Origin of the sequence: Bradyrhizobium sp. CCGB01, assembly GCF_024199795.1 — a bacterium.
Taxonomy (GTDB): domain Bacteria; phylum Pseudomonadota; class Alphaproteobacteria; order Rhizobiales; family Xanthobacteraceae; genus Bradyrhizobium.
In genome coordinates this window covers 9,064,698-9,077,825 of record NZ_JANADK010000001.1, presented here as the reverse complement: position 1 = coordinate 9,077,825, position 13,128 = coordinate 9,064,698, and the positions used below count along the sequence as shown (strand labels likewise).

At 65.5% G+C, this 13,128-nt stretch carries 12 protein-coding genes; 4 read left to right on the top strand and 8 right to left on the bottom strand.

Annotated elements, in window-relative coordinates:
- Positions 1 to 298: 298 nt before the first annotated feature.
- Positions 299 to 802: a MarR family winged helix-turn-helix transcriptional regulator gene (locus tag NLM25_RS42795; RefSeq protein ID WP_254140928.1), complete on the bottom strand. Its 504-nt coding sequence runs from the start codon at positions 800 to 802 to the stop codon at positions 299 to 301.
- Positions 803 to 885: 83 nt separating this feature from the next.
- On the opposite strand from NLM25_RS42795, the gene NLM25_RS42790 reads away from it, so the two are divergent.
- Genes NLM25_RS42790 through NLM25_RS42780 form a run of 3 tightly spaced genes read left to right on the top strand, consistent with a single transcriptional unit; the run spans position 886 to position 3,711 of the window.
- Positions 886 to 2,106 (top strand): cytochrome P450, encoded by a 1,221-nt coding sequence (locus tag NLM25_RS42790; protein ID WP_254140927.1) that lies wholly within the window; start codon positions 886 to 888, stop codon positions 2,104 to 2,106.
- A gap of 11 nt (positions 2,107 to 2,117) precedes the next feature.
- Positions 2,118 to 2,441, top strand: coding sequence for a 2Fe-2S iron-sulfur cluster-binding protein (locus tag NLM25_RS42785; protein ID WP_254140926.1), 324 nt, complete (start codon positions 2,118 to 2,120; stop codon positions 2,439 to 2,441).
- A 58-nt stretch (positions 2,442 to 2,499) separates the two neighbouring features.
- The gene (locus NLM25_RS42780; protein WP_254140925.1) at positions 2,500 to 3,711 is read left to right on the top strand and encodes an ABC transporter substrate-binding protein; all 1,212 of its coding nucleotides are present in this window, start codon (positions 2,500 to 2,502) and stop codon (positions 3,709 to 3,711) included.
- A gap of 186 nt (positions 3,712 to 3,897) precedes the next feature.
- Here NLM25_RS42780 and NLM25_RS42775 read toward each other — a convergent pair whose 3' ends face one another.
- Complete coding sequence (locus NLM25_RS42775) at positions 3,898 to 5,160, bottom strand: NAD(P)/FAD-dependent oxidoreductase (RefSeq protein ID WP_254140924.1); 1,263 nt, start codon at positions 5,158 to 5,160, stop codon at positions 3,898 to 3,900.
- Between the two features lie 311 nt (positions 5,161 to 5,471).
- Here NLM25_RS42775 and NLM25_RS42770 point away from each other — a divergent pair, with 311 nt between their 5' ends.
- The gene (locus NLM25_RS42770; RefSeq protein ID WP_254123920.1) at positions 5,472 to 6,644 is read left to right on the top strand and encodes an ABC transporter substrate-binding protein; all 1,173 of its coding nucleotides are present in this window, start codon (positions 5,472 to 5,474) and stop codon (positions 6,642 to 6,644) included.
- 194 nt (positions 6,645 to 6,838) lie between these two features.
- On the opposite strand, the gene NLM25_RS42765 is transcribed toward NLM25_RS42770, so the two are convergent.
- From NLM25_RS42765 to NLM25_RS42740, 6 genes are read right to left on the bottom strand one after another with little or no spacing between them, the layout of a single operon-like run.
- A complete protein-coding gene (locus tag NLM25_RS42765; RefSeq protein WP_254140923.1) occupies positions 6,839 to 8,710 on the bottom strand; it encodes a bifunctional sugar phosphate isomerase/epimerase/4-hydroxyphenylpyruvate dioxygenase family protein in 1,872 nt (623 codons plus the stop codon).
- On the bottom strand, positions 8,707 to 9,765 hold the full coding sequence (locus NLM25_RS42760) for a Gfo/Idh/MocA family protein (RefSeq protein WP_254140922.1): 1,059 nt from the start codon (positions 9,763 to 9,765) through the stop codon (positions 8,707 to 8,709). Before NLM25_RS42760 ends, NLM25_RS42765 begins: the two co-directional genes overlap by 4 nt.
- On the bottom strand, positions 9,762 to 10,499 hold the full coding sequence (locus NLM25_RS42755; protein WP_254140921.1) for an ABC transporter ATP-binding protein: 738 nt from the start codon (positions 10,497 to 10,499) through the stop codon (positions 9,762 to 9,764). The genes NLM25_RS42760 and NLM25_RS42755 overlap by 4 nt, the downstream gene beginning before the upstream one ends.
- Positions 10,500 to 10,509: 10 nt before the next feature.
- Complete coding sequence (locus tag NLM25_RS42750; protein WP_254140920.1) at positions 10,510 to 11,253, bottom strand: ABC transporter ATP-binding protein; 744 nt, start codon at positions 11,251 to 11,253, stop codon at positions 10,510 to 10,512.
- Positions 11,250 to 12,248, bottom strand: coding sequence for a branched-chain amino acid ABC transporter permease (locus tag NLM25_RS42745; protein WP_254140919.1), 999 nt, complete (start codon positions 12,246 to 12,248; stop codon positions 11,250 to 11,252). Before NLM25_RS42745 ends, NLM25_RS42750 begins: the two co-directional genes overlap by 4 nt.
- Positions 12,245 to 13,120 (bottom strand): branched-chain amino acid ABC transporter permease, encoded by an 876-nt coding sequence (locus tag NLM25_RS42740; protein ID WP_254123914.1) that lies wholly within the window; start codon positions 13,118 to 13,120, stop codon positions 12,245 to 12,247. Before NLM25_RS42740 ends, NLM25_RS42745 begins: the two co-directional genes overlap by 4 nt.
- Between the last annotated feature and the right edge of the window lie 8 nt (positions 13,121 to 13,128).

Here is a 13,128-nt window from a genome sequence, read left to right as displayed (position 1 = left end):
TGCGACGAAGCTATCCAGAGTTCCTCTGCGGAAAGATTCTGGATTGCTTCGCTGCGCTCGCAATGACGGGGATGGATCAGGTCTCCCAAACTAGGCCAGCTAACCTGTCGCATTATCCTGCACGATTCTTTTGTTGCCTAAGCAACTAATTTGTGCGAACCGTTCCAGACAGCGACGACGGCGGGGGAACCGCCGCGTCGGACCTTTGGAGGAAGCAATGCTCGGCAGAGAGGGTGCCGCGGGCAAGCGCCCGCGCATGCCTGCAATTGACGCGAGATCGCGCCCGCCGCGCGATCGGTCAGGCTTCAGTGCTGCCGGTCACCGCGCCGAGATTTTCGTGCAGCCGGCGCAGCAGCTCGATCAGCACCTCGCGCTCGTCCGTGCTCAGGCAGGACAACAGCCGCCGCTCGCGCTCGAACGCCGCGACAATCACCCTGTCATGGGTGGCGCGGCCCTTCGCCGTCAGCGAGATCGAATGGGTGCGGCCGTCGTTCGGATCGGTACGAATCGAAACCAGCCCGCGCTTCTCCAGGCCGGCCAGCGTCCGGCTCACCGGGCCCTTGTCGAAGCCGATGACGTGGCAGATGCGCGAGGCGGGAATGCCGGGCTCGATCGCCAGCAGCGACATGATCCGCCATTCGGTGACGTTGACGCCGAACTGCCGCTGATAGAATGCGGTCGCGCTGTTCGAGAGCTTGTTGGCGATGAAAGTGATGAACGCCGGGACGTAGCGATCGAGATCGAGCGTCGGTCCCGTCTCGGCGGGCGCAGGCTTCTGTCGGGATCTTGTCGAAGGCGGCATATCGGACTTCTGACTTGCGGCGTGCCGGAAGACCTAAGGGCATGCGGCGGGGTTTCACAAGATCAAAATGAGGGAGGACTTCAATGAGTGCATCCGGCTCCCCTGTGCCAACCGGCGCTGCGGCTGTCCCGCATCTCGACGTCGATCCCTTCGCGATGAATTTTTTCGCCGATCCCTATCCCACGCATGATCTGCTGCGGGAGGCGGGTCCGGTCGTCTATCTCGACAAATGGAACGTGTATGGCGTGGCGCGCTATGCCGAGGTCCACGCCGTGCTGAACGATCCCGCGACGTTCTGCTCCAGCCGCGGCGTCGGCCTGTCCGACTTCAAGAAAGAGACGCCGTGGCGGCCGCCGAGCCTGATCCTGGAGGCCGATCCGCCCGCGCACAGCCGCACCCGCGCCGTGCTGTCAAAGGTGCTGTCGCCGACCGTGATGAAGCAGGTGCGCGACCGCTTTGCCGCGGCAGCCGAGGAGCGGGTCGATGCGCTGCTGGACAAGCGCAGCTTCGACGCGATCACCGATCTCGCCGAGGCCTATCCGCTGTCGATCTTTCCGGATGCGCTCGGGCTGAAGCGGGAGGGGCGCGAGCATCTGATCCCCTATGCGAGCGTGGTGTTCAACGCGTTCGGCCCGCCCAACCAGCTGCGGCAGGACGCGATCGCGCGCTCGGCGCCGCACCAGGCCTATGTCGCCGAGCAATGTCAGCGCGAGAACCTGACGCCCGGCGGCTTCGGCGCCTGCATCCATGCTCGCGTCGACGACGGCGAGATCACGGCGACCGAGGCGCCGCTGCTGGTACGCTCGCTGCTGTCAGCCGGCCTCGATACCACCGTCAACGGCATTGGCGCTGCGGTCTATTGCCTCGCGCGCTTCCCCGACCAATGGCAGCGGCTGCGCAACGATCCCACGCTCGCGCGCAACGCCTTCGAGGAGGCCGTGCGCTTCGAGAGCCCTGTGCAGACCTTCTTCCGCACCACCACGCGCGAGGTCGAGCTCTCAGGCGCGAGGATCGGCGAGGGCGAAAAGGTGCTGATGTTCCTCGCCGCCGCCAATCGCGATCCGCGGCGCTGGGACAAGCCCGACAGCTACGACATCACGCGCCGCACCTCCGGCCATGTCGGCTTCGGCTCGGGCATTCACATGTGCGTCGGCCAGCTCGTCGCGCGCCTCGAAGGCGAGGTGATGCTGACCGCGTTGGCGCGCCGTATCGCGAAAATCGAGATCGCCGGCGAGCCGAAGCGCCGCTTCAACAACACGCTGCGCGGGCTCGACAGCCTGCCTGTGACCATCACCCCGGCCTGACGAGGAGCTTCATGCCAGCGATCACCTTCATCCATCCTGACGGCAAGTCCGAGGGCGTCGAGACCGGCGACGGCGAGAGCGCCATGCAGGCCGCGACCCGCCACGGCCTCGACGGCATCCTGGCCGAATGCGGCGGCAACGCCATGTGCGCGACCTGCCACGTCTATGTCGACGAGAGCTGGCTCGCGCGTCTGCCCGGCATGGCGGACGATGAGGACGCGCTGCTCGACGGCACCGCGGCTGAGCGGCTGCCGAATAGCCGGCTGTCCTGCCAGATCCACATCACGCCCGCGCTCGACGGCCTCGTCGTGAGGTTGCCCGAACGGCAGGTCTGAAGTCTCGACCGCACCGGCAACGACCGGCGCGGCATCACATCGAACAGGGGAGGGAATCATGAAATATCTGAAGTGGACGCTGGCGCTGGCCGCCAGTCTCGTAAGTGGCGTGGCGAGCGCCGAGATATCCGACAATGTGGTGCGCGTCGGCGTGCTCAACGACATCTCCGGCATCTTCCAGGACACCAACGGTATGGGTTCGGTCGAGGCCGCGCGCATGGCCGCCGAGGATTTCAACGGCGGCGGCAAGGGCATCAAGGTCGAGATCGTCTATGCCGACCACCAGAACAAGGCCGACGTCGGCAACGCCATCGCGCGCAAATGGCTCGATGTCGAGGGCGTCGACGCCATCGTCGACGTGCCGAACTCGGCCGTCGGCCTCTCCATCAACACGCTGCTGCGCGACAGCCGCATGACGTTCCTGGCGTCCTCGACCGCAAGCTCTGATCTGACCGGCAAGGCCTGCTCGCCCAACACCATCCAATGGGTCAACGACGCCTGGGCGACCGGCAACACCACGGCGGCCGCGATGATGTCGCGCGGCGGCAAGGACTGGTATTTCCTCACGGTCGACTATGCGCTCGGCAAGGGCATCGAGGCGGAGGCTCAAAAATATATCGAGGGCCACGGCGGCAAGGTGCTGGGCTCCAGCAAGCACCCGCTCGGCACCTCCGACTTCGCCTCCTTCCTGTTGCAGGCGCAGGGCTCGAAAGCGCAGGTGATCGGGCTCGCCAATGCCGGCGGCGACACCATCAACGCGGTCAAGCAGGCCGCCGAGTTCGGCGTTCAGCAGAGCGGACAGAAGCTCGTGGCGTTCCTGCTCTTCATCAACGACGTCCACGGCATGGGCATCAAGGTCGCACAGGGCCTCCAGCTCATGGAAGCCTTCTACTGGGACATGAACGACGATACCCGCGCGTTCGCCAAGCGCTTCGCCGCGCGACCCGGCATGAACGGCAAGATGCCGAGCGGCAACCAGGCCGGCGTCTATGCCTCGACGCTCGCCTATCTCAACGCGGTCGCGGCGACCGGCAGCGACAACGCCAAGGCCGTCGTGCCCGAGATGAAGAAGTTCAAGGGCAACGACAAGCTGTTCGGCGAGACGACGATCCGCCAGGACGGCCGCGTCGTGCACCCCATGTATTTGTTCGAGGTGAAGAAGCCGGAGGAGTCGAAGTATCCCTACGACTATTACAAGCTGGTCTCGACGATCCCCGCGGACCAGGCGTTCCGCCCGCTGGCGGAGGGCGGGTGCGAGTTGGTGAAGTAGAAACGGTCTAGCCGCGAGCTCCGCTGCACCCTCTCCCCTTGCGGGAGAGGGTGGCTTCGCAAAGCGAAGCCGGGTGAGGGGTTGTCTCCGCGAGTGACTCTCTCGCTTTTGAAATTCGCTGAAGCAGACCCCTCATCCGGCGCTTCGCGCCACCTTCTCCCACAAGGGGAGAAGGGAAGAGAAAGACTACGCCACCTTGCTGCTTCCCTGCGTGATCAGCCGTGCCGCGCGCTGGTCGCGGGCGTAGATCCACAGCCAGCTCAAGGCGACGCTGAGGCGATGGCGGAGGCCGATCAGGAAGTAGATGTGGGCGATGCCCCAGATCCACCACGCGATCGTGCCACGCAGTTTGACCTTGCCGAAATCGATCACCGCGAGCCGCTTGCCGATCTGCGCGAGGCTGCCGGAGTGCTTGTAGCGGAACGGGCCCTTTGTCTCCCCGCGCAACCGCGCCTTGATGGTGTCGGCGACGTGGCGGCCCTGCTGCTTCGCCGCCGGCGCGATGCCTGGCACCGGCTTGCCCTCCCAGGCGTTGATCAAGACGGTGTCGCCGATCGCAAAGATTTCCGGATGACCGGGAATGCTCAGATCGTCTTCGACCTGCACACGCCCGGCACGGTCGGCGGGTGCGCCCAGCCATTCGGCGGCCGGCGAGGCGCGCACGCCGGCGGCCCAGATTCGCGTCTTGGCCTCGAGCAGCTTGCCGCCGAACACGACGCCCTCACGATTGATCTCGGTGACGGGCTGCCCCAGCACGACCTCGACGCCGATCTTCTCCAGCGAGGCCTGCGCATAGGCCGAGAGGTCGTCGGCAAAGCCGGCGAGCACGCGCGGCCCGGCCTCGATCAGCACCACGCGCGCCTTGGTCGTGTCGATGTTGCGGAAATCGCCGGGCAGGGTGTGGTGCGCCATCTCGGCGATGGTGCCGGCGAGCTCGACGCCGGTCGGCCCGGCGCCGACGATGACGAAGGTCAGCCGCGCCGCGCGCCTGGCCTGATCGGTCTCGCGCTCGGCCCGCTCGAACGCCACCAGGATGTGGCGGCGCAGCGTGGTCCCGTCCTCCAGCGTCTTCAGGCCCGGCGCGAACTGCTCCCATTCGTCGTGGCCGAAATAGGCGTGACGCGCGCCGGTGGCGAGCACCAGCGTGTCGTACGGCACCTCGCTGCCGTCGTCGATCAGCACACAGCGCCTGTCGGCATCGACGCCGCTCACGGTGGCGAACAGCGTCGTCACCTCGCGCCGGTCGCGCATCAGGTGACGTACCGGCCAGGCGATCTCGCTGGTCGCGAGCGAGGCGGTCGCGACCTGGTAGAGCAGCGGCTGGAACAGATGATGGTTGCGGCGGTCGATCAGCGTGATCTCGACTGGCGCGCCTGCCAGCCGGTAGGTCGTCTCGAGCCCGCCGAAGCCGGCTCCGACGATGACGACGCGATGCGGTTTGGTGGTCATGATGCACCCTCGAATCTCGCTGCTCACCCTCTTCATTTAAGTGCGGATCGGGTGCGGTGGTCCAATAGCCGTCATCAATTGACGGATAGGCGGCGTGTATCGACGAGCCGCGAAAAAGCGCCGCAGCCCAGGACAAGGCCTTGGTCGAAGTGAGTAGAATTATATTTCTTGCCATCCCCGATTGGGGCGAAATATGGTGCAGGGGCGGGCGCTGAGCCATTGGCGGCGCGACAGTTTTTGCGTTCAATAGCGACAGACCCGGGGCGGCGATCACCCCGTCTCCGGGCTCAATAATAAGGAGGGGAGTGGTTATGAGGACGGCATTCTGGCTGGCGGGCGCAGCGGCGCTGGTGCTGGCAAATCCGGCATTCGCCGGCGACACCATCAAGATCGGCTTCGTTTCGACCTTCAGCGGCCCGACCGCCGTGATCGGCAACGACATGCGCAACTCCTTCGAGCTCGCGCTGGATCACATCGGCCGCAAGATGGACGGCAAGCCGGTCGAGGTGATCTACGAGGACGACGGACAGAAGCCCGATGTCGGCAAGCAGAAGACCGAGAAGCTGGTGCAGTCCGACAAGGTCGACTTCATCGTCGGCTACATCTGGTCGAACGTGCTGCTGGCCTCGCTCAAGACCGCGGTGGACTCGCAGACCTTCCTGATTTCGGCCAATGCCGGCCCGTCGCAGCTCGCGGGGGAGCTGTGCAGCCCTTACGTGTTCTCGACCTCCTGGCAGAACGACCAGACGCCGGCCGCCATGGGCCTCTACATGAACCAGAAGGGCGTCAAGAGCGTGTTCCTGATCGGGCCGAACTACGCGGCCGGCAAGGACATGCTCGCGGGCGTGAAGAGCACGTTCAAGGGCGAGGTCAAGGGCGAGGAATACACGGTGTGGCCGAGCCAGCTCGACTTCTCCGCCGAGCTCTCCAAGGCGCGCGCCTCGGGCGCACAATCGATCTTCGTGTTCTATCCCGGTGCCGCCGGCGTGCAGTTCCTCAATCAATATGCGCAGGCCGGCCTGAAGAGCACGATGCCGCTCTACACGGCGTTCACCGTCGACGAGCTGTCGCTGCCGCTCCAGAAGGAGAACGCGCTCGGCGTGCCCGGCGCGCAGGAATGGGTCAACGACCTCCCCAACGAGCAGAACAAGCGCTTCGTCGCCGACTACCGCAAGAAGTATCCCGGCCTGCGTCCGACCTATTACGGCGCGCAAGCCTATGACGCGGCTCAGCTCATCAACAGCGCGGTGGTCGCGGTGAAGGGCGACACCAGCAAGAAGGACGCGATGAAGGCCGAGATGGAGAAGGCCAACTTCAAGTCGCTGCGCGGCCCCTTCAAATACGGCAAGAACCACATCCCGGTGCAGAGCTTCTATCTCCAGGACGTGGTCAAGGATGCCGAAGGCCAGCTCTCGCTGAAGACGGTCGCGACCATCGTGGAGAACGACCAGGATCGTTTCCACGACAAGTGCGCGATGAAGTGAGCTCTCTCCCTCTCCCCGCTTGCGGGGAGAGGGTTGGGGTTAGGGGGAGTCTCCGCGGGGGCGGTAGAAGTTGGACTCGCAGCTGCCCACCACACCGTCATTGCGAGCGCAGCGAAGCAATCCAGAATCTTTCCGCGGAAGGATTCTGGATTGCTTCGTCGCTTCGCTCCTCGCAATGACGGCGTCGAGAGAGCTTACACCCTTGGCATGCTCGCGGGGCGCACTTCGCGGGCTTGCGCTGCCAGCCTGATGCCTGCATTGGCCGCGCCAAATCCCTGGTAATCCCTGCGCTCGACGATCTCGAAGAAGAACCGTTCGTCGAAGATGTGGGTGTAGACCTGGAAGAACTCGCCGTCGCCTTCGCGGTCGTAGAGGATGTGGTTGGCGCGCAGCTGCGCCATCAGGTCGGGCGCGAGGTCGTATTTGGCTTCGATGTCGTCGTAGTAATTGTCGGGAATATCAAGGAAATCCGCGCCGCGCTTGCGCATCTCCGCGACCGTCGCAAAAATGTCCCGGCACGAAAACGCGACATGCTGCACGCCTGAGCCGAAGAACTCCGAAATGAAGCGGGCCGGCAGCGTGCGGTTGGCGGAGGAGCCGTTGAGCACGAAGCGCAGGCTCTGGTCGGCGTTGACGATGGCCTGGCTCTGCACGAGGCCACGGGGGTCGGCGATTTCCATCTGCGGCAGCCGCTTGAGGTCGAGGATGCCGGTGTAGAACAGCAGCCAGGACAGCATCTCGTCATAGGGCATCGACTGCGCGATGTGGTCGACGGCGAGCAGCGCGTCGGCGCTGGCGTTGCTCACAACCGGTTCGAAATCCGTGTCCCAGTTCTTGCCGGCCTGATCGAGGAAATAGAGCAGACTGCCGCCGACGCCGTGGATCGCGGGGATCTCAAGCTCGCCCGGTCCGACCGGCTGGTAGAAGGTGCGCGCCTTCAGCGCCTCGGCGCGCTGCATGGCGAGACCGGCATTGTCGACGTCGAGCGCAATCGCGCAGACGCCGGGGCCGTGCGTGACGTAATGCGAATGCGCAAAGCCGTCGGTCTCGCAGTTGATCACGAGCTCGACCTTGCCCTGCGACCAGCGTTCCACGGCCTTGCTGCGATGCTTGCCGCTTCTGCGGAAGCCGAGCTGCGCGAACAGGCGGGCGAGGTCGGCCGCCTTGGTCTCGTTCACGGCAAACTCGATGAAGCCGGTGCCGTGGCTCTTGGCCTTCGGCGCCAGCGGCTCGCTGACGAGCTTGGGCCAATCCGGTGCGAGCTGGTCCTCCAGCAGGATCAGCGAACGCAGGCCGTCGACCGCGGTCTGCGCGGCCGAGCCGGCGCGGAACTGGTCGTTGAAGATTTCGAGCGACAGCGGCCCGGCATAGCCGGTCGCCGCGACCGCCTGCATGAACTCGCCGACCGGCAGATCGCCCTGGCCGGGGAAGGAGCGGAAGTGCCGGCTCCACGAGAGGATGTCGAGCTCGAGCTTCGGCGCGTCGGCGAGTTGCACCAGAAAGATCTTGTCGCCGGGGATCGAGGCCATCGCCCGAACCGGAAAGCCCGGCGCCAGCGCATGGAAACTGTCGAGGATGACGCCGATCGCGGGGTGATCGGCGCGGCGCACGATCTCCCAGGCGTCGCGGTAGTCGTTGACGTGGCGTCCCCAGGCCAGCGCCTCGTAGCCTACGCGCAAGTTCCGGTTGGCGGCGCGCTCGCCGAGTTCGCGAAAATCATCCGCTGCGCGGTCGATGCCGCCGAGCGAGCTTGGGGAGACGTTGGAGCAGATCAGCAGCAGATCGGTGCCGAGCTCCTGCATCAGGTCGAACTTGCGCTCGGCGCGGGCAAAGTTGCGCGTGCGCTGCGGCTCCGGCATGCCCTCGAAATCGCGGAACGGCTGGAACGCGCAGATCTCGAGCTTGAGATCCTTGCAGAGCTGCGCCACCTCGCGCGGGCTTGCGCCGAACGACAGCAGATCATTCTCGAAAATCTCGACCGCGTCGAACCCGGCTGACGCGATGGCGCGGAGCTTTTCGTCCAGGCTGCCCGAGAGAGAAACGGTCGCGATCGAGCGCTTGTTCATGCTGCCTGCTCCATGATCCGCCCCGGCGATGTTTTTTGGCCCGTGCGTGCGGCCTCGCTGACGGCTTCGACGACTGCGAGCGTGCCCATCGCGTCCTCGACCGAAATCAGCGGCTGCTCACGCCCCGCGATCACGGCGAGGAAATGCCGGAGCTGCTCGACAAGCGGATCGTATCCCGCGAGTTCGACGGCGTTACGCGATAGCGGCGCATGCCAGCCCGGGTTTTGCGGATAGGACCACAGCTCCATGGTCGGCACCGAGAGCGAGCCGCGCGTTCCGGCGAAGACGTAACAGGGCTGGTCCTGCCGGGGGTAGACCGCGTTCTCGCCCGCGGTAAGCTCCCAGCTCCACGGCGCGGGTGTTGCATCGGAGACGGTCACCGTTCCCAGCGCGCCATTGGCGAAGCGCAGCAGCAGTGCGGCGGTGTCCTCGACCGCGAAGCCGCGCATCTTGTTCGACGTCAAGGCCTGCACCTCGACGATCTCGCCGCAGACGAAACGAAGATTGTCGATGTCGTGGATGAGGTTGATCAGCAACGGCCCGCCGCCCTGCTCGCACCGCCAGGCGACCTCGAAATAGTCGTCGGGCTTCTTCAGCAGCCAGAGCCCGACCACGGCGGTGAGCTGGCCAAGCTTTCCGCTGGCCACGCTCTCGCGGGCCGATTTGATGATGGCGTTATGCCGCCGGTGGTGGCCGACCAGCATCGGCACGCCGCTGCGCCTCACTGCGGCACAGAGGCGCTGCGCGGCGGCCACCGTCTCGGTCACCGGCTTCTCGATCAGTGCCGGCACACCGGCTTCGGTGCAGTCCAGCGCCATCGGCAGGTGCAGCGTGTTGGGCGAGGCGATGACGAGACCGTCGGGCTTCTCCTGCGCCAGCAGCGCGCGATGGTCGGGATAGCAGGGCACATTGTGCGCCTGCGCATAATCCCTCGCGGCGGGCGATGGATCGGCGATGCCGGCCAGCACGCAATCCCTGGAGGACTCGATCAATTCAATGTGGCGGCGGCCGATCAGACCGGCGCCGGCAACGCCGATACGCATTTGCGCGCTCATGCCGCACTCTCCTCCATCGCGCCGCCGAGGAACAGCTGGCCGATCCGCGGGTCGTTCAGAATGCGCTGCGCGCCGTCGACCATGCGGGTCTGGCCGAGCTCGAGCACGATGCCGATGTCGGAAATCTCCAGCGCCGAGCGCGCGTTCTGCTCGATCATCAGGATGGTGACGCCGCGATCGCGCAGGCTCTTGAGGATGTCGAAGGTCTGCTGCACCATCAGTGGCGACAGGCCGATCGAGGGCTCGTCGATCAGCACGAGCTTTGGCTCGAGCAGCAGCGAGCGCGCGATCTCGAGCTGCTTCTGCTCGCCGCCCGAGAGCGTCGAGGCCTGCTGCGTCGACTTCCGTCGCAGCGCCGGGAACAGGTCGAGCGCGGCCTCGATCCGCCTGGGCAGGTCGATGCCCTTGCCCGCGGAAACGCCGCCGAGCTCGATATTGTGACGCACGGACAGTTCGGGAAAGATGTTGCGGCCCTGCGGCACGTAGCAGATGCCGGCATTGAGCAGCGCGCGCTGGCTTAGATTAGTGACGTCGCGGCCGGCGAAGCTGATCTTGCCCTCGCGCAGCTTGAGCAGGCCGAAGATCGCCTTGAACACCGTGGACTTGCCCGCGCCGTTCGGGCCGATGATGGTGGTGATGGTTGCCTGCGGCACGGCGAAGGTCGTGCCGTTCAAGATCGTCATCTTGCCGTAGCCGCCGACGAGATTGTGAACCGAGAGGATCGGGTCGCTCATGGTCACCTCCTCAATGTCCCAGATAGGCTTCGATCACGGCAGGGTTTTTCCGCACTTCGTCCGGCCGTCCCATCGCCAGCACCTTGCCCTCCGCCATCACCATCACGCGCGAGCACAGCGACATCACGAACTCCATGTTGTGCTCGATCACGACGAAGGTCGCGTTCTTCTCGCGGTTGATCGCGACCAGGCGGTCCTTCAGGTCCGACAGCATCGACGGGTTGACGCCGCCGGCGGGCTCGTCGAGCAGCACCAGGCGCGGCCCGCCCATGAAGGCCATGGCGGCGTCGAGCAGCTTCTGCTGGCCGTAGGAGAGACCGCCGGCCGGTTCGTCCGCGAGATGGTCGAGCTTGAAGAAGCCGATCATCTGGTTGGCGGCCTCCGTCAGCCCGGCATCGGAGCGGCCGACCAGGCGCGAGGCCATGTTGCCCTGGTGCTCCTGGCCCGCGAGGATCAGGTTCTCGCGCACTGAGAGCTTCGGAAAGACCTGCAGGAGCTGGAAGGTGCGGCTGACGCCGAGCTTGTTGAGCTCCGCAGGCCGCAGGCCGGTGACCACCTTGCCGTCGAGCCTGACCTCGCCGCCTGACGGCGTGAGCTGGCCGAGGATGCAGTTGAACAAGGTCGACTTGCCGCAGCCGTTCGGACCGATCAGGCCGAGGATCTCGCCTTCGCGGACATCGAAGGAGACCCCGTCGACGGCGCTGATGCCGCCGAAATTCTTCTTGATGTCGGTGACTTCGAGGACCGCGCTCATTGCACCGTCTCCAGGCGCGACTTTGCGACGGCGCGCAGCGCGGAGGCGGCCTTGGTGCGGCGTTCGGCCAGATAACGGTCGAGGATTCCCAGAATGCCGGTCGGCGACCAGATCAGCAGCAGCATCACCGCGACCGCGTAGAGCATCAGATAGTAGCCTTCGGTGAAGCGCAGCCATTCCGGCAGCAGCACCGCGATCATCGCGCCGAGGAAGGGGCCGAAATAGAAACCGGCGCCGCCGACGATCACCATCATCAGGAGGTCGAGCGAGAGCGACAGGTTGAACGGCACGGGATCGATGTATTGCGTCAGCGGCGCATAGAGCGCGCCCGCGACGCCGCCGAGCGCTGAGCCGATCGCGAAGGCCATCAGAGTGTAGCGCCGCGTGTCGACGCCGAGCGACTGCGCGCGCAGCGGATTTTCACGCAGCGCCATGAAGGCGCGGCCCCAGGGCGAGCGGATCAGCCACGACACCGCAAGCGACACGATCGCGAGCGAGCCGAGGCAGACATAGTAGAACGGCAGGGGCTTGTTGGTCGCAATGCCGAAGAAATGCGGGCGCGGAATGTTGGAGATGCCGTAGATGCCGCCGGTGAGCCAGCTCTCGTTGCGGAACACCAGGAAGGCGAGGGTGGAGAAGGCGAGCGTCACGAAGGCGAGATAGTGGTGTTGCACGCGCAGTGCGGGATAGCCGAGCACCCAGCCGACCGCGAAGCTCAGGACGATCGCGACCACGATCGCCGCGGGCAGCGGCCAGCCATGGGTGGTCATGATCGCCGCTGCATAAGCGCCGATGCCGACGAACGCGCCTTGCGCCAGCGAGACCTGGCCGGCATAGCCGAGCGTGAGGTTCAGCCCCATCGCGGCGATGCTCATCACCGCCCACTGGCTCAGGATGAACAGGCCGTAGCGGTTGAAGTTCATGGGGACGATGATCAGCGCGGCGATGACGGCAAGGCCGAGCGCGATCTTCAACGGTTTGGCGAAGCCGCTCATACGGTGCGCTCCTCGGCGCGGCCGAGTAGTCCTTGCGGCCGGAACAAGATGACGGCGATGAGGAAGATCATCGGAACGGCGGCGCGATACTGCGTCGAGACATAGGCGGCCGCGAGATTGTCGAGCACGCCGATCAGGAGGCCGCCTGCGATCGCGCCGCGCACCTGGTTGAAGCCGCCGACGATCGCGGCGATGAAGGCGGCTTGGCCCAGCACCTCGCCGGAGGAGAATTTTGCCAGATAGATCGGCGTGATCAAAAGCGAGGCGAGCGCGACCAGGAAGGCGTTGATCAGGAAGGTCAGCAGGATCATGCGCTCCACCGGCACGCCGATGATGCGCGCCACCGTCGGATTCTGCGCCGCCGCCTGCATCTGGTGACCGAGCGAGGTGCGGTTCAAGAGCGTGGTCAGGCCGAACACGGCAAGAATGGCGACGACGAGGACGCCGATGCTTTGCAGCGACACCGCGTGGCCGAGGATGGAGATGTCGCCGGTCGGCACGATCGACGGGAAGGGCGAGGCTTCGGCACTGAAGAATTGTTTCACGGCCTCCTTGAGGCCGATCGCGAGCGCCATGGTGGCGATCGCCAGCGGCAGCACGCCGTGCCGCATCATCGGGTCGACCAGCAGCATCTTGAAGGCGAGGCCGAGCAGGAGCATCGAGAGCAGGATGCCGAGGATGATCGCGAGCCAGAACGGTGCGCCGGCATGCATCGCCGCCAGCATCAGGAACGCCGGCAGCATCACGAACTCGCCCTGCGCGAAATTGATGGTCTGCGAGGTCTGCCACAGCAGCGTGAAGCCGACCGCGACCAGCGCATAGATCGCGCCGGTGGCAAGTCCCGCGACCAGAAGATCGAACAGATTGGACATTTTCCCCT

Excerpts from the sequence above, each read along its gene's own strand:
- NLM25_RS42760 (WP_254140922.1), bottom strand. The coding sequence starts at position 9,765 with ATGAGCGCGCAAATGCGTATCGGCGTTGCCGGCGCCGGTCTGATCGGC.
- NLM25_RS42740 (WP_254123914.1), bottom strand. The coding sequence starts at position 13,120 with ATGTCCAATCTGTTCGATCTTCTGGTCGCGGGACTTGCCACCGGCGCG.
- NLM25_RS42765 (WP_254140923.1), bottom strand. The coding sequence starts at position 8,710 with ATGAACAAGCGCTCGATCGCGACCGTTTCTCTCTCGGGCAGCCTGGAC.
- NLM25_RS42770 (WP_254123920.1), top strand. The coding sequence starts at position 5,472 with ATGAGGACGGCATTCTGGCTGGCGGGCGCAGCGGCGCTGGTGCTGGCA.
- NLM25_RS42780 (WP_254140925.1), top strand. The coding sequence starts at position 2,500 with ATGAAATATCTGAAGTGGACGCTGGCGCTGGCCGCCAGTCTCGTAAGT.
- NLM25_RS42755 (WP_254140921.1), bottom strand. The coding sequence starts at position 10,499 with ATGAGCGACCCGATCCTCTCGGTTCACAATCTCGTCGGCGGCTACGGC.
- NLM25_RS42785 (WP_254140926.1), top strand. The coding sequence starts at position 2,118 with ATGCCAGCGATCACCTTCATCCATCCTGACGGCAAGTCCGAGGGCGTC.
- NLM25_RS42790 (WP_254140927.1), top strand. The coding sequence starts at position 886 with ATGAGTGCATCCGGCTCCCCTGTGCCAACCGGCGCTGCGGCTGTCCCG.
- NLM25_RS42745 (WP_254140919.1), bottom strand. The coding sequence starts at position 12,248 with ATGAGCGGCTTCGCCAAACCGTTGAAGATCGCGCTCGGCCTTGCCGTC.
- NLM25_RS42775 (WP_254140924.1), bottom strand. The coding sequence starts at position 5,160 with ATGACCACCAAACCGCATCGCGTCGTCATCGTCGGAGCCGGCTTCGGC.
- NLM25_RS42750 (WP_254140920.1), bottom strand. The coding sequence starts at position 11,253 with ATGAGCGCGGTCCTCGAAGTCACCGACATCAAGAAGAATTTCGGCGGC.
- NLM25_RS42795 (WP_254140928.1), bottom strand. The coding sequence starts at position 802 with ATGCCGCCTTCGACAAGATCCCGACAGAAGCCTGCGCCCGCCGAGACG.